Source organism: Rhizobium sp. TBD182, assembly GCF_001950375.1.
Taxonomy (GTDB): Bacteria; Pseudomonadota; Alphaproteobacteria; order Rhizobiales; family Rhizobiaceae; genus Agrobacterium; species Agrobacterium tumefaciens.
Map to the genome: position 1 here is coordinate 665,151 of NZ_BDLN01000002.1, position 24,561 is coordinate 689,711.

General features: G+C 54.5%; 24 protein-coding genes and 1 tRNA gene. 4 read left to right on the top strand and 21 right to left on the bottom strand.

The genetic code is table 11. The features are described from left to right. Positions 1 to 11: 11 nt before the first annotated feature. The 11 genes from T18_RS11830 to T18_RS11875 all read right to left on the bottom strand — a co-directional run bounded on the left by T18_RS11830 (position 12) and on the right by T18_RS11875 (position 8,358). A complete protein-coding gene (locus T18_RS11830; RefSeq protein ID WP_035200614.1) occupies positions 12 to 698 on the bottom strand; it encodes a GXGXG domain-containing protein in 687 nt (228 codons plus the stop codon). 35 nt (positions 699 to 733) lie between these two features. Continuing rightward, positions 734 to 1,639 carry a class II glutamine amidotransferase gene (locus T18_RS11835; protein WP_038494325.1) on the bottom strand — a complete coding sequence of 302 codons (906 nt, stop codon included), beginning with the start codon at positions 1,637 to 1,639 and terminating at the stop codon, positions 734 to 736. Between the two features lie 96 nt (positions 1,640 to 1,735). After that, positions 1,736 to 2,413 (bottom strand): helix-turn-helix domain-containing protein, encoded by a 678-nt coding sequence (locus T18_RS11840; RefSeq protein WP_019564961.1) that lies wholly within the window; start codon positions 2,411 to 2,413, stop codon positions 1,736 to 1,738. Positions 2,414 to 2,709: 296 nt separating this feature from the next. Next, positions 2,710 to 3,072, bottom strand: coding sequence for a hypothetical protein (locus tag T18_RS11845; RefSeq protein ID WP_003511512.1), 363 nt, complete (start codon positions 3,070 to 3,072; stop codon positions 2,710 to 2,712). A gap of 485 nt (positions 3,073 to 3,557) precedes the next feature. After that, a complete protein-coding gene (locus T18_RS26625; protein ID WP_139322510.1) occupies positions 3,558 to 4,379 on the bottom strand; it encodes a hypothetical protein in 822 nt (273 codons plus the stop codon). A gap of 219 nt (positions 4,380 to 4,598) precedes the next feature. Continuing rightward, positions 4,599 to 4,943 (bottom strand): hypothetical protein, encoded by a 345-nt coding sequence (locus tag T18_RS11850; RefSeq protein WP_038494331.1) that lies wholly within the window; start codon positions 4,941 to 4,943, stop codon positions 4,599 to 4,601. Positions 4,944 to 5,002: 59 nt separating this feature from the next. Beyond that, positions 5,003 to 5,488 (bottom strand): hypothetical protein, encoded by a 486-nt coding sequence (locus T18_RS11855; protein WP_038494334.1) that lies wholly within the window; start codon positions 5,486 to 5,488, stop codon positions 5,003 to 5,005. Next, positions 5,485 to 5,835, bottom strand: a complete 351-nt coding sequence (locus tag T18_RS11860) for a hypothetical protein (protein WP_038494337.1) — start codon at positions 5,833 to 5,835, stop codon at positions 5,485 to 5,487. Before T18_RS11860 ends, T18_RS11855 begins: the two co-directional genes overlap by 4 nt. 20 nt (positions 5,836 to 5,855) lie before the next feature. Next, entirely contained in the window at positions 5,856 to 6,563 is a 708-nt protein-coding gene (locus T18_RS11865; protein ID WP_038494340.1) for a hypothetical protein, read from the bottom strand. 62 nt (positions 6,564 to 6,625) lie between these two features. After that, entirely contained in the window at positions 6,626 to 7,195 is a 570-nt protein-coding gene (locus T18_RS11870) for a tyrosine-type recombinase/integrase (RefSeq protein ID WP_038494343.1), read from the bottom strand. A gap of 497 nt (positions 7,196 to 7,692) precedes the next feature. Further along, a complete protein-coding gene (locus T18_RS11875; protein ID WP_038494346.1) occupies positions 7,693 to 8,358 on the bottom strand; it encodes a hypothetical protein in 666 nt (221 codons plus the stop codon). A gap of 539 nt (positions 8,359 to 8,897) precedes the next feature. Between T18_RS11875 and T18_RS11885 the strand changes: the two genes are divergently transcribed. Continuing rightward, the gene (locus T18_RS11885; protein ID WP_038494349.1) at positions 8,898 to 10,334 is read left to right on the top strand and encodes a reverse transcriptase domain-containing protein; all 1,437 of its coding nucleotides are present in this window, start codon (positions 8,898 to 8,900) and stop codon (positions 10,332 to 10,334) included. 40 nt (positions 10,335 to 10,374) lie between these two features. Here the strand turns inward: T18_RS11885 and T18_RS11890 are convergent, their stop codons facing one another. The 8 genes from T18_RS11890 to T18_RS11925 form a co-directional block, all read right to left on the bottom strand. Beyond that, positions 10,375 to 10,956: a hypothetical protein gene (locus T18_RS11890; protein ID WP_038494352.1), complete on the bottom strand. Its 582-nt coding sequence runs from the start codon at positions 10,954 to 10,956 to the stop codon at positions 10,375 to 10,377. Between the two features lie 542 nt (positions 10,957 to 11,498). Then, a complete protein-coding gene (locus T18_RS11895; protein ID WP_051489719.1) occupies positions 11,499 to 12,836 on the bottom strand; it encodes a DUF6538 domain-containing protein in 1,338 nt (445 codons plus the stop codon). An 83-nt stretch (positions 12,837 to 12,919) separates the two neighbouring features. Then, positions 12,920 to 13,009, bottom strand: a tRNA-Ser gene (locus T18_RS11900). 197 nt (positions 13,010 to 13,206) lie between these two features. Beyond that, positions 13,207 to 14,088 carry a dihydrodipicolinate synthase family protein gene (locus T18_RS11905; RefSeq protein WP_038494355.1) on the bottom strand — a complete coding sequence of 294 codons (882 nt, stop codon included), beginning with the start codon at positions 14,086 to 14,088 and terminating at the stop codon, positions 13,207 to 13,209. Beyond that, positions 14,085 to 15,725, bottom strand: coding sequence for an ABC transporter ATP-binding protein (locus T18_RS11910; RefSeq protein WP_038494358.1), 1,641 nt, complete (start codon positions 15,723 to 15,725; stop codon positions 14,085 to 14,087). Before T18_RS11910 ends, T18_RS11905 begins: the two co-directional genes overlap by 4 nt. Continuing rightward, a complete protein-coding gene (locus tag T18_RS11915) occupies positions 15,718 to 16,641 on the bottom strand; it encodes an ABC transporter permease (protein ID WP_038494361.1) in 924 nt (307 codons plus the stop codon). Before T18_RS11915 ends, T18_RS11910 begins: the two co-directional genes overlap by 8 nt. Positions 16,642 to 16,655: 14 nt before the next feature. After that, a complete protein-coding gene (locus T18_RS11920; RefSeq protein WP_003511517.1) occupies positions 16,656 to 17,570 on the bottom strand; it encodes an ABC transporter permease in 915 nt (304 codons plus the stop codon). A gap of 73 nt (positions 17,571 to 17,643) precedes the next feature. Continuing rightward, the gene (locus T18_RS11925; RefSeq protein WP_038495835.1) at positions 17,644 to 19,152 is read right to left on the bottom strand and encodes an ABC transporter substrate-binding protein; all 1,509 of its coding nucleotides are present in this window, start codon (positions 19,150 to 19,152) and stop codon (positions 17,644 to 17,646) included. A gap of 320 nt (positions 19,153 to 19,472) precedes the next feature. On the opposite strand from T18_RS11925, the gene T18_RS11930 reads away from it, so the two are divergent. Genes T18_RS11930 through T18_RS11940 form a run of 3 tightly spaced genes read left to right on the top strand, consistent with a single transcriptional unit; the run spans position 19,473 to position 22,746 of the window. Further along, positions 19,473 to 20,669, top strand: coding sequence for a sialidase family protein (locus T18_RS11930; protein WP_038494364.1), 1,197 nt, complete (start codon positions 19,473 to 19,475; stop codon positions 20,667 to 20,669). Continuing rightward, positions 20,666 to 21,622, top strand: a complete 957-nt coding sequence (gene pdxA, locus T18_RS11935) for a 4-hydroxythreonine-4-phosphate dehydrogenase PdxA (protein WP_038494367.1) — start codon at positions 20,666 to 20,668, stop codon at positions 21,620 to 21,622. The genes T18_RS11930 and pdxA overlap by 4 nt, the downstream gene beginning before the upstream one ends. Further along, positions 21,619 to 22,746: an iron-containing alcohol dehydrogenase gene (locus tag T18_RS11940; protein WP_013761909.1), complete on the top strand. Its 1,128-nt coding sequence runs from the start codon at positions 21,619 to 21,621 to the stop codon at positions 22,744 to 22,746. Before pdxA ends, T18_RS11940 begins: the two co-directional genes overlap by 4 nt. A 46-nt stretch (positions 22,747 to 22,792) precedes the next feature. Here the strand turns inward: T18_RS11940 and T18_RS11945 are convergent, their stop codons facing one another. Continuing rightward, positions 22,793 to 23,500, bottom strand: coding sequence for a FadR/GntR family transcriptional regulator (locus tag T18_RS11945; RefSeq protein ID WP_003511522.1), 708 nt, complete (start codon positions 23,498 to 23,500; stop codon positions 22,793 to 22,795). Between the two features lie 4 nt (positions 23,501 to 23,504). Beyond that, positions 23,505 to 24,545 (bottom strand): four-carbon acid sugar kinase family protein, encoded by a 1,041-nt coding sequence (locus T18_RS11950; protein WP_038494370.1) that lies wholly within the window; start codon positions 24,543 to 24,545, stop codon positions 23,505 to 23,507. Between the last annotated feature and the right edge of the window lie 16 nt (positions 24,546 to 24,561).

Genomic DNA, 24,561 nt, shown 5'->3' on the forward strand with positions numbered 1-24,561 from the left:
AATCCCTCGCCTCAATACGCGTCGGCGTTGTCGATGTTGAAATTGTAGAGCGTGCGGGCCGAACCGTAGCGTTTGAACTCGCTTGGGCTGACATCGGAGACGCCGGCTTTTTCAAGAAGCTCGGCAAGCTTTTCCAGATGTTCGGGCCGCATTTCCTTTTCGATGCAGTCGGCGCCGAGGCTTTTGACCGAGCCGCGCACGAAAAGCTTCGCTTCATAAAGGGAGTCACCCAACGCATCGCCCGCATCGCCGCAGACAACGAGGTGGCCCGACTGGCCCATGAAAGCGGACATGTGGCCGATATTGCCCTTCACGACGATATCGATGCCCTTCATGGAAATGCCGCAGCGGGAAGCGGCATTGCCCTTGATGACCAGCAGCCCGCCGCGACCGGTGGCACCTGCGTATTGCGAAGCGTCGCCCTCGATGACGACGGTGCCCGACATCATGTTTTCGGCAACGCCTGGCCCGGCCGAGCCGTAAACGGTGACGGTGCCGCCATCATTCATGCCGGCGCAATAATAACCGACCGAGCCGCGAACATCGACGATGACGGGGCTGTCTATGCCAACAGCGACGGCATGGTGGCCGCGCGGATTGACAACTTCGAATTCGGTGTCGTTTGTGCCCGAGGAAAGCCCATGGAGCGCGCTGTTGAGTTCACGCAAAGGCGTGTGGGAGAGATCGAAAACTGGCATGGATATGACTTTCGCAATATGCGCCGATGACGGTTTCACGCGGCCTTTTCATGGTCCCAGAAATAGACGGTCGCCGGCTCCGGCTCCCAGACGCGGGCATTTTCGATGCCGGGCAGATTGACCAGCGCGCGGTATTCAGAGCCGAAAGCGACATATTGATCGGTCTCGGCCATCACCGCCGGCTTGCAGGCGATGGGATCGCGCACCACGCCGAAACCGGATTTGGTGCCGACGACGAAGGTAAAGAACCCGTCGAGATCATCGAGCGCGCCGGTCAGCGCTTCGCCCAGATCCTTGCCCTTGGCCATTTCAGCCGTGAGATACGCGGCGGCCACTTCCGAGTCGTTCTGGGTTTCGAAGGTCATGCCCTCGCGTACCAGTTCCCGACGCAGATTATTGTGGTTGGAGAGCGAACCGTTATGCACCAGGCACTGGTCGGCACCGGTGGAGAAGGGGTGTGCGCCAAGCGTCGTCACAGCCGATTCCGTTGCCATGCGGGTGTGGCCGATGCCATGGCTGCCCGCCATGGAGCGCACGCCAAAACGGGCGACGACATCTTTCGGCAGGCCGGTTTCCTTGTAGATTTCCACGCTGTCGCCGGAGCCCATCACCCGCACATTCGGGCGGATGGCAGCCAGGACCGAGCGAATTTCCGTGAGCTTTGCCGATGGAATATCCAGGACCGCGTGGGTGCTTTTCACCGCAACCGAAGCTTCAACGCCATTTTCCTTCAGCGCTTCGGCAAGGCCCGAAAAATCGGTGACGGGATCGGCCGACTGGATGGTTACTTTTGCCCGGCCATCGGCAGCGCTTCCATAGATCGCGATGCCGGCGGAATCCGGTCCACGATCCGTCATGGTCACGAGCATGTCCGAAAGCAGCTCACCCAGCTGCGGTTCAAGGCTTTTGTCTTTCAGGAATAGTCCAACAATGCCGCACATCGACAGGCACCTCCATTCGTTTCTGAATGAAGAGCTAGCATATGGAATTCCATCTCGTCAACTATCAGGAATATTTTTTTCTTCTAAGGCAACTTTTCAATCATTTGTCAGACGCCTTTGCGGATAGGAAATGATCGACAGATAGCGAGCGGGAAGCTTCACCAGCTCCTCCGGTCCGTGCGGCGCATCAGCATCAAAAAACAGGCTGTCTCCCGCCTGCATGGTGAAAAGCTGCTCGCCGTGGCGATAAACCACCTCTCCCTCCAGCATGTAGAGGAACTCCATGCCCTCATGCTGGAAGGTCGGAAATACATCCGAGTCCGTCGTCAGCGTGATGAGATAGGGCTCGACGGTGACGCCGCTGGTATTGTTGTCGATATGGCCAAGCAGGCTGTACTGATGGCCGGCGCGGGTGCCTCTACGCTCGATGTTCACCCCTTGGCCCGCCTTGACGAAGGTGGCGCTGCGCGGCTCCTCGAAGCCACGGAAGAACGCCGTGATCGGCACGCCGAGCGCCTTTGAAAGCGTCTGCAGCGTGGTGAGGGACGGGGAAATATTACCGTTTTCGATCTTTGAGAGCATTCCCACCGATACGCCGGTGGCCGATGCGAGATCGGTGACCGTGATGCCCAGCTTCTTGCGATAGGCACGCACCTCATGGCCGATCGCCATTTCGAGATTATTGACCCTCGGCTCGCGAACCGCATGCGGGTCCTGCGACAAAAGCGCAGGCTCGGTCTTTGTGCTGTCCTTTGCCATGTGATCCTCCGGCATAAAGCGTTTTTCCTTCTTTAAAGGAAAACTATTTTAATTCAGAGGAAATTTTTACATCGCAGCAGCGGTAAAGCCTGCGGAAGGTCAGTACGTCACCCTGCCATCGGAGAGATCAAAGACGGCACCAGTATAGAGGCATTTCAGTGGACTACGGACACGCGCTGCTCATCGTAGTCTTGCGCAGATATTGAAGCTCACCTCTAACACGCCGCCAAGCGATGCCAAGAATTACTCGGCACCGCTGGATTTCGAAAGGCCCTTCGACCAGTCAATGGCAAGAACCGTTCCTGCGGAGTTCAGGCTTCGACCAGCTCGCGAACATCATCAACGAGAAAATGCACGATCACATAGCGCGTCGTGTATTTCTGACCGCTATCGGACACGCTCTCGACGCTGCCGCCGTCGGAGGGATGCCATTTCTGATAGTGAGGATTGTTGGCGATCAGCGTAATCGCCTTGCCCGAAAACCTGCCGGTCAGCCGATAGCGAGCCTCTGCAAGATGCCAAATCTTTTCAAAATCCTGCTGGCTGATGCGGGCTTTCAAAGCCTTCTTGGATATCGTTTCTTCGGGCGAACTGTCGTCGTGTGCACCCGATGGAATATGCAGGTCAACCTCTTCCGCGCCGTCCAGCAGAAAGGCAAATTCGTCTGGCCACATCCGTCTCACGTATCGCTCCTCCCAAAGCTTATCGTCCTACAACACAATTATGATAGCGCCTCTGCCGTAAGAGGCAATGGCGGATATCAACGAGCACTTGCCGGCATCCCAATTTTTCGGGAGCGTGGCCATGTGGGCCTCCAACAGGTGCTGAAGATCGCGGGTGGGACGCAACGAAATGGAAGCCAACGGCTATCTCAACCAGTCTGCCTCCGCTGGCGCAAAGCGGCACCGGCTTCGCTAGCGGACTGCAGCATCAAAGCGACCAACGAATGAATCAGGCTATCTCGGAAAAATCTTACGGCTCAGCGTAAATTATGGCGGAGAGGGTGGAAGTCATTAAACGTCGGATTGCGCCATAAACTATTGTAAAATATCGCTATTTTATGAAGAACTAAATTAAAAATGTACCAATAAATGTACCATCTTAAACGGAGTGAGTGAATCTTATTGAAAAGAAGCCGAAAATGTAAGTGTCTAAGTTTTTAGCTCTCATCAATGTTGATTGAGCTTGGAAAGCGCCTGCGGAAGCGCATCCATATGTATGCCCCCATAAACAAATAGAGTGTTCCAATTATTCCCATTGCTACGCGTACAGCATTAGTTTCCAGATCCCGTTTTTCGGCGAATTGTAGCAAAAAGTCCGGGTAAACGGCTCCAATAATACCGCCTGCGCCAACTAAAGCGAACGCGAATATAGTTGGCCAACTCGGCTTCAGCAAATTTAGAAGGACATTTTCTACAAATTTGCTTCCTTTTCGCGGTTGATAATTCGTAACTCGTCCCAGCGACTTAACACCAAGTGGAACTCCTACTATGGTTCCTGAAAAGGTCGGTTTTGTACCTTCGCCTGTGTGAAGTATTTTCAGCACGAAGCCATCTCCAGCGTCTAAAAATGAGAATGCCACACGAAGCCTAGAAGCGTCATTCGTCAAGACGCTGGCAGATGCTTCAATCGCAGCTCGCGTGACTTTAACTACTTCAACCTTTAGAATTTGCCCACCTTCGAAGGAAAATGTTAAGGGATATTTATCAGAAACGTCGCCACCTTTAATGGTCGCTTGTCCGTGATTCCAAAATACTATGGAAGTCAGCGAGATTCTCGGAACAGTCGTGCCGTGAAACTGAACTGTCACCTCGTTCGGCAAGAGTCCACCATTGCTGGATATCAGCTTTTGTCCCGAATATTGAAAAACGGGTTTGGCTTCGGAGCGTTTAAAAATTTGGTATACCGCAAAACCAATTCCGAGCACACCTAATAGCGTCCCAACCCAGCCTTGATTGAGCAAGACAAACACTGAATTCAATTACTAAATCCTCTTTATTGCTGGGAGACGCAGCTACAATTATGCATTTACGCGCGAATTTTAATGCCGACGCAGAGACTAAGAGCTGGCGAGAATGTTTGCAACATTAACGTTGCCCCCAACAATGAAACAACCAAAGGATTTAAAGCTGCGGATCGATGAAAATAAAATTTCTACAGAAAGTGAAAGCCCCTTTGGCCGGCTGGATCCCTCAAAGACTTATTGGGCAACACAGGAAATAATCACCAAGGCTCCTCCGGTCTGACCGTACCATTCATCGGCGTGCTTCTTACAAGCCTGAACGGACTTGACCTCTGGATATCCCTTGGCTCCGCCCTCATGATAGCAGTCCGTGTAGAAACCCTCTTGAACGCCCTTCCTTGCCGTCGAATAGAGTTTTTTCTGCTGTGCGGCCGTGGTAGCAATTTCAACGATGTTGTCCAGTTCTGCCTCGCCGTCGTCGGTCGGAGAGCAAACATAGACCGTAGGCTCAATCGCTGCCGCGTTAACTGAGGTGGCCATCGAGCCAAGAACAATGGCTGCATAAACGGTGGCTTTTTTCATTGATGCCTCTCCTCAATGGGTTCGTTTTTCTTTGGAATTATGAAGGAAGATGCTGCCCATCAATCGGCCAGTTTGGCGGGAGAGATGTTCACGTTTCCCAATGTGTAGCCACTGACGACGCCTTTGCAGGTGATGAAATCACCCGCGGCCAGTTGCCTGATCCTCTTTGCCTCATTGTCTTCAGACGGTAGGATTTTACAGAACGTCGCAATCTTGCCCTGACGAGAAGTCTGGATCACAAATTCATCGTTCCGCTGCGAAACATCCCAGACCGGCAGCTTCCATTCCACGAGCTTGCCGCGATAGGAATCTTTGATCTCGCTCTTCTGGACCTCGGTAAGTCCTGAAAAGAATGACAGTGCATTCACCAGATCGTCAGGTGGTGTGGTGCTGATCGGGGCGTCGTCCAGAACTTCTTTACCGGGACTACCGGGCCCTTGAGCGTCGATGAATGACGAAAGGATGAGACCCAAAAGGCTTCCAAAAACCGGCAAGCCAAGACCAACGACCACAATCCAGAACAATGATTTCCAGAATAGTCTCATTTTGCTTCTGCGACAGTCGCTTTCCTTGCACCGAAGACAGCAAGAATGCCGCCGATGAAAGCGAGGGCCATAAAAATTGCGACTAGGGTTCCACCCAGAACCGCTCCAAGGATTGCACTGACGATGAGCAGGGCACCGGGAGTTTTGCTCGTCGCTCCCATGGCTACGGCGCCAAAGATAATCGTGAGGAACGAGAAGAGGATACCGCCCCATCCTAAGCCGACGACGGTAGATGCACCGTCGGCTTCCAGTCCAGCCCCGATACCACCGACGAACAATGTTATCGCTGCGGCAAAAATGCCGAAAATACCTGCGATCAGTGCGATAATTCCGCCTGCTTTTTGCATTTGTTTGAAATCCTGACAAGTTAGTTCGAAGAGGGGCTGTGGCCGATGTTGGCGATACCAGCCCAACCGTTTTTGCCTAGAAACGATTGCTTGACGTCACCCAGCTTGACCGTCATTTTTTGTCGGGGAGCAAGCTTTGCTTCCACGTTTTGATCGGCAGGTACACCGTCAACGAAAAGACCTGTGCTGGTGTAAATTGCTGCAGGTTCACGCATATCGTTTTCGATTGTAATGGTCATGGACGCGTCCTCGAATTTTGGACGTGCCATCATGTTCATTTTTTGAAGTTGCTGCTGAAGGGCTGAATAGGCTTCAACGTTGAAGCGTGCGACGATGAAATGCGATTTGTCCTCTTTAAACGTGCTGAAATGCAGCAGGAATTTCCCCGGCTCGACCTCGGGAGAGGCAGGTGCATCAAGGACTGTTCTTGCCTTGATCAGCATCCTGTCGTTGATGCTTCCGGAAACATCTTCACATCCAATCAGGCTTGCACTTTCGAATACTGACGCGACGGCATCAACGATCATCTTGCCTTCCGGCTTCGCGCACTGCTTATCAATCCCGGACTCGAGGACTTCGATTGTGATATCGACCGGAACGCTTTTCCCGTGCGTCTCAATCATTCCCTGAATGTCGCTGGTGTATAGCGTGGCTGTTACGTTCTGATCGCAGCCGGACAAGGCAATTCCGGCGAGAAAGGGGTAAATGTATTTCGTTCTTTTCAGCATTGCTCATCCCAAGTGCTGTTTCTGGCTTCAAATTTTGCGACGCGAACGCACCGACAGGATCGCTAGGGGTTGATCCACATTCTTTCCGATATCTGCTTTTGTTCACTTCCCACGGCGTTGGCATAGATTGACGTGATCTCAATCGCAGAGTGACCCATCCATTTTGACAGCATGTTCAAGGGAACACCGGAAGAGATCGCATTCACGCCATAACCGTGTCTCAGACCTTTGGGAGACGATTGCGGACCAGATGCTATTCCGGCATCTATCATCACCGATTTGACGTATCTCCATCCTGTCGCTCTCGACCACGGCCACAGGCGACGGTCCAGTTTTCCCGGCCGACGAATTTGATGGACAAGCTCAAGTGTATTCAGCAGTTGTGAAGGGACCGGTACGGCTCGAAACACGCCGGAGCGTCGTTTCTTCAAAGTTTCGAAAATGATCGTCTCGTTTTCCAGATCAATCCGGTCAACGGTCAGGTTGAGCGCTTCGGAAATACGGCATCCGGTGAAGTGCAGTGTTTCGCAAAAAGAACGGATCGTTCCGGGTCGTCTGATGGCGGCTTTGAGGAAAGCCTGTCGCTCTGACGATGTAAGATAAAGTCGTTTTCCATTGCAATCGTTGATCATTGCTGAGGTATTCCTTTACGTCTTGAAACACTTTATCAAGACTATATATCGTGTACATAGCTGATTTCGCTGGATAAATTAGATCTTCTTCAAACTCTCAAAGAACGACAACGGCAGCTGCACTTGCAGGATTGTTGATATTGTTCGATCAACATTATTTTCGCTCATCACCCGATCCTGCTTCAAAGCATCGCATTTGAAACCGAATAGATAATTTTGTTTCAGGAATGCTTTGAGCGAGGAAAATCCGAAATAGTTATCGAAGAAGAGGTCGAAAGCCGCACTTCGCTGATCGAAACACTTCTTATACTAGGTGTTTCGAAATACCCAATCAGGGGTTGACTATTTGGTGCCGCAGGATATGAAAATGGCTAAATTGTGAAACCGAATTATCTATAGTGTTTCACGACCTTATCAAAACACCTTACGCTGCAAAAAGCAGGCATGATGCGATCCTCAACTTGAGGCGACGTGAATTGTCCGTGGTTTTTTATTGATTATTCGTATTCCTCTTTCAGGACAGCACGCTCACTTATTAAGCTACCGTAGCGTTCTAAAAATTCGTGTCTCTCGGTTCCAATGAGCGGGCTTCGGTCAATAGAATACGTCTGCCCCCTTATGACATCGAGAATTCGGATTTCATCGGATGGCACTTCGTTCAAAGCGGTTGTTAACAGCCATAAACCGAGGCGGGCGGCCTCCTTGCCTAGAATTGGGTCTTTTGCAAAATATGGATATATGAAGTGTTCGATCCCTTGGGCGTCACGAACAGAAATAATGCTGTCAATCTTAACCGTCGATTTCAGTTCGACGAAATCATAATTTGCCCGGATTTGTCGTCCTGGCTGAAAAGGCTCATTTGTCCAACGTCTTCTCTCCGTCCACCAGCGCAAAAAGCCATCTTTTAACTGCGGATATAGATTTTGGCGGCGCTTGTTGACGTCTATGCGATCCTTGACCGTTACATCCAATTCACTAGACCCAAAAATGTGAGATCGTGCATCGGCCCAAAATGGAGCGTAAAAATCCCCCCCGTTCGATGCCCGTCCTGATTCTTTTGCGATCTCATCGCGAATATCGTTACGAAGCGCGCTCTGTCTTTTCTTATCGGACAGGAACATCAGCATAAGCAATTTTCGCAGATGAATACTATCAAGAGACATTTACATTCCTTTGAAAGCCACTGACCATAGTGACGCGCCTTAGGTTGAGTGCGCCATAGGATGAAAATATAGGTAGAATTTTGCTATTTAAAAGCGGTATTTTACAGTCGGATCGGAAAAAAGAAATCAGAGCGCGTACTGAGGTTCGAACGAAATTTCCGAAATTGACTTTAACCATCAAGTATAATCAACGTTTTCCACAGTCTGAGAAATTTTTTTGTCGCGCACTTGAAATAAAGAGTATGGCAACAGATATTGCTTCCATCCGTTCACGATGGGAAACTTGGGGGTGCGGAGAATAGCTTGAAGCTGTCAAGCCCGAAGGTTGCCAGCAGTAGTGTAAAGATGTCCATTCGGACCTCCGCACGAAATTGGACAATCAAGGCGCATGAAGAGAATATCTTCACGCAGCTACTATAGTCCATAATCTCGATTATATGTGCCAAAGGGTGATATAGACCCGCATTAAACAGTTGGGGGCAGGAGGTTAACCGGAAGCACACGGTTCTCTTGCCCCCTCTCGCCCCAAAGGTCGCTTTGTGAAATCGTGGACTGCCTCTATTCGGCGTTATCCTCATTTTGATCCGGTAATCTCCGCCGCGGAAGCGGAAGCGGTAGCATTAGACCCGAGGCAGGTAAGCTCCCACAAGTTTTATCCTTTTTTGAAATATGACGAGGGTTGGACAGCCTATGCCCGCAAAGGTGAACACGGAAAACGTAAAGACCGCCCGATTAGATTCGCCGCTCGATTAGACAGCTGTATATTCTCTTATTACCGAAGCGTTCTCAGCAAACTTTATGAGGAGCGCTTGGCGGCCGAGGGGTTAGGCAGTTCGGTTATTGCATACAGGCGCATTTTGAAATCCAGCGGGAGTGGTGGACAGAGTAATATCGAATTTGCTCTGACCGCGGTACAGAGCATCCGTTCGTTCGAAAGCTGCTGCACGGTGGCGTTGGACATAAGCAGCTTTTTTGAGTCTTTGGATCACGACCGACTGAGGGAGGTCTGGAAAGAACTAATTGGTGAATCACGCTTACCACAAGATCATTTCACTGTCTTCCGGGCGATTACCAAATATGCCTTCGTCAACGTGAAATCGGCGTATGAACGGCTCGGTTATTACGGTGAGAAAACGGATCGATACGGTAAAGTGCGATTGGGATATCTAAAACCTAAAAAAGAAATCCCGGTTCAGCTTTGTGATGGAAAGACGTTTCGTGAAAAAATTGCCGGAAAAGGCACACTACCGTCGATTATTGAGGTAAATAAAACTGGCAAGGGCGTCCCACAAGGTGCACCGCTCTCGGATCTACTTGCAAACCTGTACCTATTTGAATTCGATAAATATGTTCAGAATATCTGCAACGAAAAAGGTGGATCGTATTTTCGGTATTCAGACGATATACTCATCGTCGCACCAATCTCTGAGACCGACGCTATCAGCCTTGAGCAGGAAATCCGAACAGCAGTCGGCAAATTTGGAGAGGGCCTTTTGATCAAAGAAGAGAAATCCGCGATTCACAAATTTGAGCGCATCGCAGGAATTCAAGTCGCCTCGGTTATCAAGGCATCAGACAAGGATGGAAGAACTGCTTTAAATAAGCCGTTTGAATATCTGGGTTTTAGATACGATGGTAAAAGCGTCTTCATACGAGATAAGACAATGAGCAATCTTCATCGGAAGATCGCGTCTGTATGCCATGCAACGGCAATCCGACTTGTCAAACGTTACAAGGGAAAGTCGGTTGATGAGATCTTAAAATTAACAGATATTGAGAAGCTCATCCAAACATTTGGCCCTGTTAAAGACTTCCGGTCTAAGGTCATGGATTACCGTCTCTGGACTTTCACAACGTATGCGAAAAGAGCTTCGCGCGTTATGGGAAACCTAGGTTCTCCAATTCCGCGCCAACTTTCCGGCTTAAGACGTGCAATCCGCAACCGACTAGAATTTGAATTGCAGAAGCTGGTTTAGCTGAACTTTTAAATTTCCAGAAGCATTCTCAATGGATTGGTTACCGGTTGAGTAGCCAATCGCCTCCGTAGAAAGGATAAGACGTCGCATCCAAATCAGGATACGACCAAAACGTCTTATCAATCCTTGCCTCTCTAAGCGTCTGGCAGGGATACTTTGAAGCGTAGGTCATTAGCGGCGTGACAGAGCCTAGTTGCGGCTCAAACTTGATTATATCGATGCCTGTAATGCGACTGTCGTTGGCTTCTTTCAGGACCCCGCGTTTCCTCAGATTCTCAAACTCCGCCTGAGTGTCAGGATGAACGAGAAGCAAGGCATGGATATGCGGTATCTGAAACACCTTTGGAGCCATCTTGTAGCGGCTGCCTTCGACATCAAGGAAGGCCATGCTGAACGGCTGTAGCAGAGGTTTTTTGTTGAATTTTGGACCCAGAAGCTTCTTGCTGACGGTCAGGTGCCATTTCCTATAGGCATCGAAAATCGCCTTGGTTTGAACAGGAGATTTTTCGTTGGCGATCTTGCAGATATCGGGTTTAAAATGGACTGTAATAAAGAATAGGTGATTATAAAAATGACTTAAGGATGCCTTACGGCATATATGTTTGACCTGAAGGTCAAACATATATTTCTCATTAAATACTTGTTCTATAAAGAGGGAAAAAGAAGAGTCTAGACTATATTTAGAAGATTTATTCATATGATTTTATAACATATCCTATAAGTTATTCTATATTTAGAATATAATAAACAATTGGACCCGCTCGGCTCATCGCTCGAGTCCATCTCATAGCCACAATAAGACAGGCAGTCGAGGGCAAAGTCACCCAAACACTACCTTTGCACGCATAACGTGTGCCGTCTATCGTGTTATTTTAAAGGGGGGTGGATCAGGCCGCCTCAAGCCATAAAGGTCGGGCGTTTTCCTTTAATTCCTGGGCCTTTTTCCAATAAAAGTTGACCAAACGAACAATATTCGGGTCTGAATTTTTATGGGCCGTATTTCCTAACGAACACAACCTTTGGGTGAGCCACTCGAGCTCATCCTCATCCAAATCTGATTTCATTTTTAGGGATTTTGTCTAGCCGTATAGACTCTCTAAAATAACGGCAGTCATGCCTAAGCATCAGATTGAATATAATGTATTTATTGAAAAAAGTAAACCACTATTTCCAGTCGGATTCGAGATTTTTGAGGTATTCAAGGGTGCTGGCGAGATCGTATCCCGCACCGTAACTCGCACCAATCATAGGGTTCTTGTGACCCATCAGGAAGTTTTGCAACTCCTCTGGCACTTTGTGCTTTCTCATCCGGTCCTTGAACATGTGCCGGAGGCTGTAAACCGAGTGATCGTCAGTTTCGAGAAGCTTGTTCGTCTTCAGGTGCTTCATCAACACGGCTGACAGGGCGTCGGCCCCTGTTGGTCTCCTATATGCCGGAAAGCCCTCCGGGTTCGCCTGAAACGCCTTGAGGGCGTGGCCGATGAGGGGAATAGTTCGGCCACGATGATCGGTTTTGAGTTGTCGGTACTTGTTGGCCTGAACGACGATATGAGGAATTTCGGCATCTAGCCGGATTTCTGACGCGTCCAGACCGATAATTTCCTTCGGTCCGCAACCAGTATCGATCATGGCGAAGAGTGCACCTCTGGCTTCGTCATTCAACGTCGCGAATGGATCACCTCGCAGCCAGTTCTGCTTGATGAACTCAAGCGAAAAGACAGGACGCGAGTTCTTCTTCCCCTTCAGCCGAATGCCGGCGAAGGGATTGCTCATTTCGAGATCCATGTTCTCGATATAAAAGGTAATGATTTTGCGAAGGTGCATGATCGTCTTGTTGGCACTTTCGGCCGTGAGCTTACCTTTTTCGACGATCCCAATCAGGTGTGATTTGTATTCGTTTGCGGTCGAACGTTTGATTTCCTCAAGGGGGATGTCAGAGCCGACAAAATCCCGGAATCGCTTGACGGCAGCCTTGACCGGACTTTGGCTTTTGCTTGCCTCCCGCTTGGTTTTTCCGATCATGTCCACTCGGGTATGTTCCTCGTAGAATTCGAGGACGTTCTGGATGGTTACAAGGTCCGGCAGCGACCCGAACAGTGCACTCATTTCCACGCCTGTGGGACGACCGAGAGCCTCCCATTTTGCGAGGCGTGTCATCATCGATCGCATGTCAGCTTTTTCCATCAGATCATCGGCTGACTTGTAAGGGAGGTTAAATTCCTTCGCCTTGTCTTTCAGTTCGGCCAGCGACGGCATTTTCCGGCTGGAGAATGGAATGCCGTTTTTCAGCTGTTCCAGAATATTTTCGTATTTGCTGTGAAGTTCGCCGTATCGGACGGTTGCCTTGACCGGATCGCGGGTTCTCAGCGATTCCTTGAATTCGGACTTTCGACCGGCAAGCAATCGGAGCTGTTCGGGAATCGGGCGTCGATAGACGAAATTACCGTCACCACGGAGATACAGATATCGAGCTTCGAAGCCGGGAAGACGAGCCTTATTCATCCACTTTTTGTACCAATAATTGTACCAAAAGTAAATTACCAGACGATAAAATCGTGTAAAAACAATAGGTTAGTGAAATTTTATGGCGGAGAGGGTGGGATTCGAACCCACGATACCCTTGCAGGTATGCCGCATTTCGAGTGCGGTGCATTCGACCACTCTGCCACCTCTCCGCATGCGCGAACGCTTGCGTTGCGCGCTCCTCATAAACATCAATGGCGGGACTGACAAGGGAAATTTCGTGTTTGTGTCACAAATTATTCGTCCCGGACAAGGCTGTATAAATGCTTCGGCTTCTGGCCGTTTTGTGGATATTTTTCACGTGGCGCCACACGGCTTCACTCCTCCACGTCACATTCGGGCGGTGGCGTCACAGCTGGTGATAGCGACGTAAGATTTCCACGATCCGGTCATCCTGCTCCTGATCCGGCAGAAGGGCGGGTTGCCGGCTGGCGCCGACGGATGGGTCCTGAAGGTAAAGCGAGCGCTTGACCATGGCGGGCGCAAAACCGAGCGCATAGAGATCGGTGCGAAAATCCGTATAGATCGCCTGCTGGCGTTCGGCCTCAGCGATATCGCTGGCGTTGAAGGCATTGAGAATGCCGGCAAGTACATCCGGGAGCGCGTTGCCGAGGCCGGAGATGCAGCCGGCGGCACCGTTCTGCAACGACCAGAGAACGAGATGATCCGGGCCGGAATAGACTTCGAAACCGGGCATCTCCTTTGCTACCTGTAGATAGGCTTCCAGCGTCTGCTGCGCACCGCCCGAATCCTTGATGCCGGCAATGTTGCCATGGGCGGCAAGTTTGCGGGCGGTTTCCGGCTCTATGTGGTTCTGGGTTCGGGCGGGAATATCGTAAAGATAGACCGGTGTTTCGACGGCGTCGGCCACAGTCGAGAAATGGCGGATCAGCCCATCCTGGGTGCAGGCGATGAAGAAGGGTGTGATGACGGCAATACCGTCTACGCCGATGCGGTCGAAGGCTTTGGCGAGTTGCAGCGTTTCGAAAGTGGCGGGCATGCCGGCGTTGACGATGACCTTCGCACGGCCCGCAACTTCGTCCACCACCTCTTCCGTCAGCCGGATTTTTTCTTCATGCGTCAGTGCGGTGAAATCGCCGTTAGTTCCGGCGCACATGATGTTGTTGCCGGCCGCCACCTGACGGCGCACCTGCGCACGGGTCGCTTCGTAATTGATGGTTTCGTCCTCGTTGAAACAGGTCACGAGCGCGACGAAGGCTTGTTTGGTCATGAAAGAACTCCGCTTGGATTTCCAATAGTGTGATCGGCATCGGCCGGACGCACAGACTGCATATCGGGGTCGGGATCGAGGCTGGCGGAAAGAAGTGCGCGCGTATAGGCCTCGCGCGGCGCTTCGAAAACCTGCCGGACAGTCCCGAATTCCACAACCTCTCCCCGCTGCATGACCATGACGTGATCGGCAAAATCGCGGACCACCGGCAGGTCATGCGCGATGAAGATGAAGGAGAGGCCCATTTCACGGCGCAGCTTGTCAAGAAGTGCAACAACCTGCGCCTGGACAGACACGTCGAGCGCCGAGACCGCTTCATCGCAGATGATGAGCTTCGGCTCCAGCGCCAGCGCGCGGGCAATCGCGATCCTCTGCCGCTGCCCACCGGAAAACTGATGCGGATAACGGCGCATATGTTCCGGCGAGAGGCCGACCTGATGCAGCAATTCCGCGACCCGTTCGCGCCATTTCGCTTTGGGTAGTATGTCCGGATGGATCACCCAGGCTTCGGAAACCAGCTGGAACACAGTCATGCGGGGGTTCAGCGACTGGGTTGGATCCTGAAACACCATCTGTAAATCACGCCTGAGGGCAAAGAGTTCGGCAGGCGAAAGCTTGAAGAGATCACGCCCCTTCCACTCGGCGCTGCCGGCATCCGGCTCGTCGAGCCGGAGCAGAATGCGCGCGAGTGTCGATTTGCCGGAACCGCTTTCGCCAACGACAGCTATGGTTTCCCCCGCCATAAGGTCAAAGGAAACGCCCTTCAGTGCCTCGAAAGCCCCATAACGTTTGCGCACATCGCGCACACGGAGGAGCGGTTCGCCGGTCGCATTCGGCTCGTGCATTTCGCCCCTGCCGGGGGCGGCGCTGATGAGCTTGCGGGTATAGGGATGCTTTGGGTTGCGATAGACCTCGCGAACCGTGCCTGCCTCCACCAGCACGCCTTTTTCCATCACGACCACCCGGTCGGCGATTTCGGCGACGACGCCAAGATCATGGGTGATGATGAGAACGGCCATACCGGTTTCCCGCTGCAATTCCTTGAGCAGGGCAAGAACTTCAGCCTGAACCGTCACATCGAGTGCCGTGGTCGGCTCGTCGGCGATCAGGAGATCGGGCCGGAGCGCAAGCGCCATGGCGATCATCACACGCTGGCGCTGGCCGCCGGAAAATTCATGCGGATATTTCTTCAAGGCTCCGTCCGGATCAGGAATTCCAACGCGCGCGACAAGCCGCCTCGCCTCCGCTTCGGCTTTCACCCTGTCCATTCCATGGGTGGTCATCGCCTCGCGGATCTGCCAGCCGACGGTATAGACCGGATTGAGATGGCTGAGCGGGTCCTGAAAGATCATGGCGATGCGCCGCCCATTGATCTCGCGGCGTGGCTCAGCCGGCATTGTCAGAAGGTCTTTGCCATCAAGAAATATCTGGCCGCCGCTGATACGTCCGGGCGGCATGTCGATGAGGTTCATGATGGCCGAGGACGATACCGATTTGCCCGAGCCGCTTTCACCGAGGATCGCAAGCGTTTCACCACGGTCGATATGATAGGAAACATCCTTCACCGCATGCACGACACCGCCTGCGGTGTGAAACTCCACGGAAAGGTTGCGCACATCGAGAAGATGGTCAGCCATGTTTGCGGCCTTTCATTTCCAGCCGCCAGCGCTGCACGGGGTCGAGCGCAATGCGCAGCCAGTTGGACAGCAGGTTGAGCGACAGGGTGGTGAGTATGATGGCAAGGCCCGGCCAGAAGGACAGCCACCAGGCATTGGTGAGGTACTGCCGCCCCTGCGAGATCATCAGGCCCCAGGTGATTTCCGGCGGCTGAATGCCGATACCAAGGAAAGACAGCGCGCTTTCCGCCAGCATCACATAGGCGAAATCGAGCGTCGCAAGCGTTGTCAGCGTCGGCAGGACCACGGGTAGAATATGGCGGAACAGGATACGTTTGCCCGATGCGCCCATCACGCGCGCCGCCTGTACGAACATGCGTTCACGCACCTCCAGCACTTCGGCCCTTGTGGTGCGGATGTAAACGGGGATGCGGGTTATCGCCAGAACCAGCATCAGGTTGAGGATGGATGAGCCGAGCAGATAAAGCACGATGACCGCGATCAACAGTGACGGAAACGACATGATCACGTCCGCCAGCCTCATGATGATCTGGCCAACACGGTTGGAGGAAAAACCGGCGATCAGGCCAAGCACGGTGCCGGTGACGGCGGAAAGGAAAACGGCACCGGCGGCGATCATCAGTGTATTTTGCGTGGCGGCGACGATGCGCGCCAGCAGCGGGCGACCGAGCGCATCCGCCCCCAGCCAGAAATACCATTCGCGTTGCCATTGGAACGGGGCAAGGTTGCGTCCACGCAGGTTCTGCTTCGTCGCCAGCTCGCCAAGCCACGCCGGGCCGACAAAGGCGAGAATGATGACGACGATGAGGAAGATCGCGGCGCAGAGGGCGAATTTATCGGCCCACAACATGCGCAGCATGCGCGTTGCAAAGGATGGCTCATCGATAATCTCTGTATCGGCGTTTGAAAGGCTCATGGCTGAACGTCTCCTCAGTGCCGGATACGCGGATCGAGCAGCGCATAGGCGATATCGATCAGAAGATTCATCAGGAAGATCGCAAGCGCGGTCACAAGAATTGCTGCCAGCACGACGTTGAAATCGCGCTGAAGAATGGAATCGATCATCAGCTTGCCAACCCCGGGGAAACCAAAGATGGTTTCGACGATGACTGCGCCGTTGAGAAGGCTTGCCGCCTGATCGCCGATGACGGTGATGACCGGTAGCATGGCGTTTCGCAAGGCGTGGATGAAGATGATCGGACCCGATTTCACACCCTTGGCGCGCGCCGTTTTGACATAGGCAGAGGACAACGCACCGATCATCGAGCCGCGCACCACCTGAACGATGATGCCGAAGGGGCGCACGAACAGAACCGAGATCGGCAATATCCAGTGCAGCACCGAGCCGGTGCCGGAGGTGGGCAGCCAGGCGAGATTGACGGAAAACACCACGATCGCCACGATCGCGAGCCAGAAATCCGGCACGGAAGCGCCGATGAGCGAAATGGTGGAGGCCATGCGATCGAAGAAGCCACCGGAGCGGAAAGCGGCAAGCGAACCGACGACGATTGCTGCGGTGGTGACGAGGGACATGGTGATGACCGCAAGCCACAGCGTCCAGACGAAAGCCTCCAGCACCACATCCAGCGCAGGGCGGGCTTTCCTGAGCGATTCACCCAGATCCCCCGTCATCACGTCGCCCGCGTAGCGCAGGAACTGCACCATCAGCGGATCGTTCAGCCCATGCAGCGCACGAAACTGCTGCTTCAATTCCTCCGAAGCCTCCACCGGCAAAAACAGCGCGGCCGGGTCGCCCGTCAGGCGGGAGAGGAAGAAAACCATTACGATGAGGCCGATCAGGGAGATCAGGCTTGCAACGGAACGTTTTCGGATGAAGCTCAGCATGGTTACCTCCGGTGTTCAGCACGACGGCGAAGCTAAAGCTCCGCCGCCGCTCTCTGGCAGATGAAATACCGGCTTACTTGATGCCGATTTCCGAAAGCTGCAGCATCGAATTGGTGGCGATGGTGGGCTTGAAGTCCAGCCGTTCGGAGACGCGTGAGAAGCCAACCATGTGGAACAGCAGCACATCCGCCACGACATCGTCATGCAGGTAGGCGATGAGCTCGGACCAGAGCTTGGCGCGTTCATCGCCGACGGCTGCGGATGCTCGTTCGATCAAGTCATCCACCTTGGGGTCCGAGAAACCGGATTGCGTGCCCTTGGTGGCATATTTGAAGAACATGGTGAAGGACGGATCACCCTTGGAATTGTCGTGCATGGCAGCGACGATCTGCGGTCCCCGGCCTTCCTTGAAAGGCTTGGAATAATAGCTTTCGTGCTCGGCCACTTCCACGAATTTGAGGTCGATCTTGAAGCCGACTTCCTGCAATTGCTGCTGGATCGCCTCCATGATCTCGGTGACATTAGGGAAGTTCGCAGTGCGCGCGATGATGGTGATCGGCGTATCCACCTTCACACCAGCAGCTTTTGCCTCCTCCAGCAACTTCTTCGCGCCATCAGGGTCGTAGGGGAAAACCTTGACATCAGGGTTCCAGCCGAGCGTGGTCGGCGGAACGAGTGCGGTGGCCAGCACAGCACCTTCGGGAACCAGCGTGCCGAGGAAAGCCTGCCGGTCGATGGCGAGGTTGAGTGCACGGCGCACCCGCACGTCATTCAGCGGCGCGATGTTGTGGTCGAGGCGCATGTAGACCGTCTCGCTGTCGAGATAGGAAAAGTCGGTCTTCGGGTTTGTCGCGTCGAGCTGCGAAATGGAGGGTGAAAGATCGGCTTCGCCGGTCTGCACCATGGCGGCGCGAACCGAGGGATCAGCTCGGAAAAGATAGGTCGCTTCCGTCACCTGCGGCTTGGCGCCCCAATAGTCGTCACGTGCAGTCAAAACAATCTGCTGGCCCGGTGTCCAGTTGGTCAGCTTGTAAGGTCCGGTGCCAACAGGCTCGCGGATAAATTCCATCTTGGTTTCTTCGGGCACGATGGTGACGAGCGACATCAGGAGCGGCAGAATGGGCTGGGCTGGCTCTGTCTTGAAGTCGATCGTATGGTCGTCGACAATCGTGGGGGTGACGGTCATACCGCCGAAGTAACGACGGGATTCGCATGCATTCTTGTCGCTCATGATGCGCTCGAAGCTATGCTTGACATCCTTGGCATCGAAACCCGTGCCGTCGGAAAACTTCACGCCTTCACGCAGGTGGAAACGCCAGCTGCCATCCACGTTCTGCTCCCATTTTTCAGCGAGGCGCGGTTGCACGCCGTTCTTGCCGCGCACATCAAGCTCGGTCAGCGTCTCGCTGACATTTTCCATGATGATACGGCCAATATTGGAGCGGGTCGCCATGCAAGGCTCCAGCAGGTCAGCCTCTTCCGCCAGCACGATCTTGATCGGCCCCGACGCCGCAAGCGCCGGCGAAACCGCGGCGCTAAGGCAACCCATAACAAGGGCGCCCGCAATCAATGACTTCTTCATTCCGTTCTCCTCCCAGATCAGAAATTCAGCAACATGGCGGCGTGCCGCAAGAGGCATTCAAAAGCCCCGTCTCCTGCATTGAGGAGCATGGCGTGCGGATGATCGTCTCCTCCACCCGTTATCAAAGCATCGACGCTATCACATTTTTTGTCAAATTATTTTTCAGAAGGATTTTTTATTGAGACTTAGTACAGAAGTTTTATATTTATAAAACATACACTTATTTTAATTCATCAAAAATTTTCGGACGTCATTTTGTCTTAAATAAACTTGACAACTTTTTGAATATGCCATTTTCATCAGACCAAGAGGAGACCACGATGACCCCTGATGACATTGCTCACGCCATGACCGGAGCCATCCATGCCGTTTCGGAAAACCGGCACGAAGCGTTCCTGCCATCGCCGATGATCCAGAACCATGCGAGCTTTCTGCACCTTCTGCAGGACGGCACCCTGCTGTGCGCCTGGTTTGGCGGAACGCTGGAGGGAAAATCGGATATTTCGATCTTCGCGTCCGCGCTCACACCCGGCGCGAGCCGGTGGGGAGCGCCGCAGCGCCTGAGCAACGATCCCGCCCATTCCGAACAGAATCCGGTTATTTTCACCGCACCTGATGGCACTCTCTGGCTGTTTCACACCGCCCAGCCATCCGGCAATCAGGACGAATGCCGCATCCGCATGGCGCGGGTCGTCCACGACCCGGCAACGCCGGAAAAGCTGTCCGCCGAAGATGGCCGTTTTCTCGATCTTCCGAAAGGCTGCTTCATCCGTGCGCCGCTTCGCATCCGCGATGACGGCGCATGGCTTCTGCCGATCTTCCGCTGCGTCCAACGCCCCGGCCAGAAATGGAACGGCAGCCACGATACCGCAGCACTCGGCATATCGAAAGACAACGGCCTCACATGGCAATTGCAGGAGCTGGCGGGCTCGACCGGCTGCGTTCATATGAGCCCGGTTGCGGGCGCGAATGGGCGCTACTCCGCTTTTTTTCGCCGCCGTCAGGCCGATTTCGTTTACCGCACGGAAAGCACAGATGGCGGTCGCTCATGGACAGAACCGCTGCCGACCGACGTACCGAACAATAATTCCTCCATCGCCGCGATCAGGCTCGCACACGGCAGGCTGGCGATGATCTGCAACCCCATCAACGCCGCGCAATCCAGCGACCGTCGCGCCTCGCTTTATGACGAACTGGGCGAGGAAGACGACAGACCGGATGCCGATCCGAGCGGTGGATGTGTGCCCATATGGGGCGTGCCGCGCGCGCCGGTTTCCATCTGCCTGTCCGATGACGACGGCCGCAGCTTTCCTACCCGGATTTTGATCGAGGACGGGCCGGGCACCTGCCTGTCCAACGATTCGACCGACGGCCGCAATCTGGAAATGTCCTATCCATGGCTTCTGGAGGCAGCGGACGGTACCCTGCACGCAAGCTACACCTATCATCGCCGCGCAATCAAATATGTCCGGCTGGCGCCCGGCTGGGCAGACGCCAAGGACGGGAGAATCGGATGAGCAACATCATTGGTATCACCATGGGTGACCCCTGCGGCGTCGGCCCGGAAATAACCGTCCGCGCGCTTGCGGAAATGTCCGCCCCGGATAGGGAAGCAACGCGGATTTATGGCAACCTTGCCACGCTGGAAGCGGCGCGGGGTGCGCTTGGCATCGACATCGATCTTACTCGGAATGTGGTCGATCTGCCGGTGGAGGGTGCGCCGCTGCCATGGGGCACGCTGTCGCCGGTTGCCGGAGACGCCGCTTTCCGTTTCATTGAAAAAGCGGTGCGGGATGCCGAAGCGGGCGCAATCGGCTGCATCGTCACTGCTCCGATTAACAAGGAGGCCCTCAATCTTGCGGGCCACCATTATGACGGCCACACCGGCATGCTGCGCAGCCTGACCGGTTCTTCAGCCGCCTACATGTTGCTTGCCTCCGAGCGGCTGAAGGTCATTCACGTCTCGACCCACGTGTCCCTGCAGGAAGCCATTCAACGGGCAACGACGGAGCGGGTGCTGGCGACCATCCGCGCTGGCAATGCTCATCTGAAGCGCATCGGTTACGAGCGGCCGCGCATCGCGGTTGCCGGTATCAATCCGCATTGCGGCGAAAACGGTCTGTTTGGCACCGAGGATGATGACCAGATTGCGCCAGCGGTTGCCGCCGCGCGCGCTGAAGGCATCGAGGTACACGGGCCGATCTCCGCCGATACCGTGTTCCACCGCGCCTATTCGGGCACTTTCGATCTGGTTGTCGCGCAATATCACGATCAGGGCCATATCCCGATCAAGCTCGTCGCCTTCGATACCGCCGTCAATGTCTCGGTCGATCTGCCGATTGATCGCACTTCGGTCGATCATGGAACGGCCTTCGACATCGCCGGCAAAGGCATCGCCAATCACGGCAACATGAATGAGGCCATAGCCTATGCGCGCAAGCTCGTGGCGGGCAAGGGCGCAAGAGGATGAACACCATGTCCACAGCCTCCATTCTCATCCATCAGCCGCGCAGGCTTGCCGTTGGCGCCGGCACCATTTCCCAGGTCGGCGCCTGGGCCGGCAAAACCGCTTCGACCCTGGTGATCGCCACGCCGCTGACAGCGAAATTTGCCGACCGGCTGCAATTGCAGGGTCCTTTCACTGTCTTTGACGCCATTCCCGGCGAACCGGACACAGGGACGCTCGATGCAGCACTGGCCGCAGCGCGCGCCGCCAAACCCGATCTCGTCATCGGCCTCGGCGGTGGCTCGGTGATGGATGTGGCGAAGCTCGTCGCCGCACTCTGGAATTCCAGCCAGACGCTTGAGGATGTGGCAGGACCGAACAGGGTCGCAGGGCGCGACACCAGGCTCGTCCAGATTGCCACCACCGCCGGAACCGGCTCGGAAGCCGGGATTCGCTCGCTCATCACCGATCCCGTCAAGGGCAGCAAGGTCGCGGTCGAAAGCCCTCATCTGATTGCCGATTTCGCGGTGCTCGATCCGGAACTCACCTATTCCGTGCCATCAGCTGTGACAGCGGCGACGGGGGTGGATGCCATGGCGCATTGCGTGGAGGCTTTCACCAATCGCAAGGCCCATCCGATGATCGACGGTTTTGCCCGCATGGGCTTTTCACTGGTGGGCAAATATCTGGCGCGCGCCGTTCGCGACGGCGCGGATACCGAAGCCCGCGAAGGAATGATGCTCGCCTCCTACTATGGCGGCATCTGCCTTGGCCCGGTCAATACGGCGGCGGGTCACGCCATCGCCTATCCGCTCGGCACGCTTCTCAACCTGCCGCACGGGCTGGCAAACGCTATCGTCTTCCCGCATGTTCTGGCTTTCAACCAGCACGCGGTTTCGGCAAAGACGGCAGAGGTGGCCGGAGCGCTTGGGCTTCGCGAGCATCTTTCATCCGATGATCTTCGCAAGGCAGCGACAGATTTCTGCGCCGGCCTCGGCATTGAAATGTCCCTTGCGCGGCACGGGGCAAGCGAAACCGACCTTCCCCGTTATGCGCAAGACGCTCACGCAATCCGCCGGCTGATGGACAACAATCCCGTCGATATGAGCCTTGATGACGTGCTCGGCATTTACCGCCGCGCTTTCTAATCGAAATTCCGGTGCGCTATCGCGCACCGGCTCGCCGTCACTTCCCTCAATCCGTATGCGAAGACTCGAAGAGGCGGTCACGTGATCCCGTCAGATGGTCGTGCATCAGCCGCCGCGCGGCCTCGGCATCTCCTTCGGCAATCGCCACCGCAATCGCCTCGTGCTCGGCAAACACGCGGGTAAGGCCGGATGCCTCGCGCTTCACCGACATGCCGTGAAACTTCATTCCCACCGCAATGTGGTCCTTGAGAGCCTCCATCGCAGTCGAGAAATAGCTATTCCGTGCCGCCCGCGCGATGGCAAGGTGGAACTGATAATCGGCATCCTCACGGTGGGACTGGCGATTGGTCGCGTCCCGCATCAGCTCGAGCGCCTTTTTGATTGCGACGAGCCTCTCGCCATCATGCCGCAGGGCCGCCGCCGCAGCAGCTGCCGGCTCCAGAGTCAGCCTGAATTCATAACAGTTCAGCAGGTCAGCGACATTTTCGAGCTGGCCGAAGCCCAGCGGCTCGCGCAGGCCGAATGCCCGCACATAGCTGCCGGAACCCCTTCGCGAATAGATGAACCCCTGTTCGCGCAGCCGCCGAAGCGCCTCGCGGACCACCGGTCGCGACACTTCGAATTCCATGGCGAGTTCATGTTCGGTCGGAAGCCGTTCATCCGGCTTGTAGGCGCCGGATTTGATCGCCCGGTGCATTCTCTCGAAAATAATGTCCGGAAGTGCCTTGCGCGCCGTTTCTTTCATCAGCCCCATCTGGTCAGCTTTCTCCAGCGTCATTTTCGCCAAGCATCATTTTCGCAATCCGTTTCAACGTGTCAGCTTGCCCAAAACCACCTGACTTCGCAATGATACATTGGTCGCCGGACCAGCCGACACCAAGACCGGGCAGGCACTCGCCTGCAAGGCGCAGACGCGATACCCCCATGGCAAGCAGCACCGCTTCGGCCGTGGCGCCGCCGGACAAAAGCAACGTGTCGGTCCCGGTGGTGAAAAGCGGCACGACGCCATACGCCAGCTGGTCTGAAACCTCGAGCGGGGAAAGATCTTCCGCCCCTTGCGTCGCGTAAACGAGCGTCAGCCTGGAACGAGCATGCGCGTGAAACGGCACGACGCCATTGGGTGCATCGGTGACCGATACCAAACCCGTTCCTTTAAGGATTTCAATTTGTTCAACGGTGATCGGGTCACGCGAACCTATGACGAAAAGCCCCTTACCCGCGGGAATAGATGCCGCTTCGGGCACCGCCTGCGTTGTCATCATTTCGGCCAGCGCCTCGGCCAGCCCTCGCGCGCCCACCAAAAGATCAACCCCGTTTGCGCGCCCGGCAAGCAAAGCCTCCCTGATGTCCGCATGCGATAGGGTGTCTGGTATTGCGCAGCGGCTGGCGTGACCGCCCAGTCTTTCATGAACCGAAATCGTGCCCTCAACGCCAAAGCCGGACACGGAACCGTCTACGACGATGCGTCCAAAATCCGGAATGGCTGGCACTACAAGCGCGTGCCGATAGGAAACAGCATCCATTTCCGCGGCGATATGTCCTTTCAGGCGGGAATCGATCTTCTTGAACAGAATTGTATCGGCCGGAACCAGTGCCATCAGTTCCTGCGTGCGGCGGCGGGCTTCATCCGCCTTGCCATCCCGACAACCCAGATTGACGCTGAGGACGGCCGGCGCATCGGCCACCGCTGCAGGGACGCCGTCAAGACCGATCGCAACTTCAGTCGAAAGCCCACGCCCGGCGAAGGGGGCGGCCGCATCAAGCGCACCGGTCAGGTCATCGGAAAATATCAACAGCACGGGCGAAACCTTAAGA

Bases quoted from the DNA above. Each gene is read 5' to 3' on its own strand.
- T18_RS11870 (WP_038494343.1), bottom strand. From the start codon at position 7,195: ATGATCAACGATTGCAATGGAAAACGACTTTATCTTACATCGTCAGAG.
- T18_RS11850 (WP_038494331.1), bottom strand. From the start codon at position 4,943: ATGAAAAAAGCCACCGTTTATGCAGCCATTGTTCTTGGCTCGATGGCC.
- T18_RS11890 (WP_038494352.1), bottom strand. From the start codon at position 10,956: ATGTTTGACCTTCAGGTCAAACATATATGCCGTAAGGCATCCTTAAGT.
- T18_RS11895 (WP_051489719.1), bottom strand. From the start codon at position 12,836: ATGAATAAGGCTCGTCTTCCCGGCTTCGAAGCTCGATATCTGTATCTC.
- T18_RS11865 (WP_038494340.1), bottom strand. From the start codon at position 6,563: ATGCTGAAAAGAACGAAATACATTTACCCCTTTCTCGCCGGAATTGCC.
- T18_RS11910 (WP_038494358.1), bottom strand. From the start codon at position 15,725: ATGGCTGACCATCTTCTCGATGTGCGCAACCTTTCCGTGGAGTTTCAC.
- T18_RS11920 (WP_003511517.1), bottom strand. From the start codon at position 17,570: ATGCTGAGCTTCATCCGAAAACGTTCCGTTGCAAGCCTGATCTCCCTG.
- T18_RS11860 (WP_038494337.1), bottom strand. From the start codon at position 5,835: ATGCAAAAAGCAGGCGGAATTATCGCACTGATCGCAGGTATTTTCGGC.
- T18_RS11905 (WP_038494355.1), bottom strand. From the start codon at position 14,088: ATGACCAAACAAGCCTTCGTCGCGCTCGTGACCTGTTTCAACGAGGAC.
- T18_RS11845 (WP_003511512.1), bottom strand. From the start codon at position 3,072: ATGTGGCCAGACGAATTTGCCTTTCTGCTGGACGGCGCGGAAGAGGTT.
- T18_RS11855 (WP_038494334.1), bottom strand. From the start codon at position 5,488: ATGAGACTATTCTGGAAATCATTGTTCTGGATTGTGGTCGTTGGTCTT.
- T18_RS11945 (WP_003511522.1), bottom strand. From the start codon at position 23,500: ATGGGGCTGATGAAAGAAACGGCGCGCAAGGCACTTCCGGACATTATT.
- T18_RS11840 (WP_019564961.1), bottom strand. From the start codon at position 2,413: ATGCCGGAGGATCACATGGCAAAGGACAGCACAAAGACCGAGCCTGCG.
- T18_RS11940 (WP_013761909.1), top strand. From the start codon at position 21,619: ATGAACACCATGTCCACAGCCTCCATTCTCATCCATCAGCCGCGCAGG.
- T18_RS11925 (WP_038495835.1), bottom strand. From the start codon at position 19,152: ATGAAGAAGTCATTGATTGCGGGCGCCCTTGTTATGGGTTGCCTTAGC.
- T18_RS11835 (WP_038494325.1), bottom strand. From the start codon at position 1,639: ATGTGCGGCATTGTTGGACTATTCCTGAAAGACAAAAGCCTTGAACCG.
- pdxA (WP_038494367.1), top strand. From the start codon at position 20,666: ATGAGCAACATCATTGGTATCACCATGGGTGACCCCTGCGGCGTCGGC.
- T18_RS11930 (WP_038494364.1), top strand. From the start codon at position 19,473: ATGACCCCTGATGACATTGCTCACGCCATGACCGGAGCCATCCATGCC.
- T18_RS11830 (WP_035200614.1), bottom strand. From the start codon at position 698: ATGCCAGTTTTCGATCTCTCCCACACGCCTTTGCGTGAACTCAACAGC.
- T18_RS11875 (WP_038494346.1), bottom strand. From the start codon at position 8,358: ATGTCTCTTGATAGTATTCATCTGCGAAAATTGCTTATGCTGATGTTC.
- T18_RS11915 (WP_038494361.1), bottom strand. From the start codon at position 16,641: ATGAGCCTTTCAAACGCCGATACAGAGATTATCGATGAGCCATCCTTT.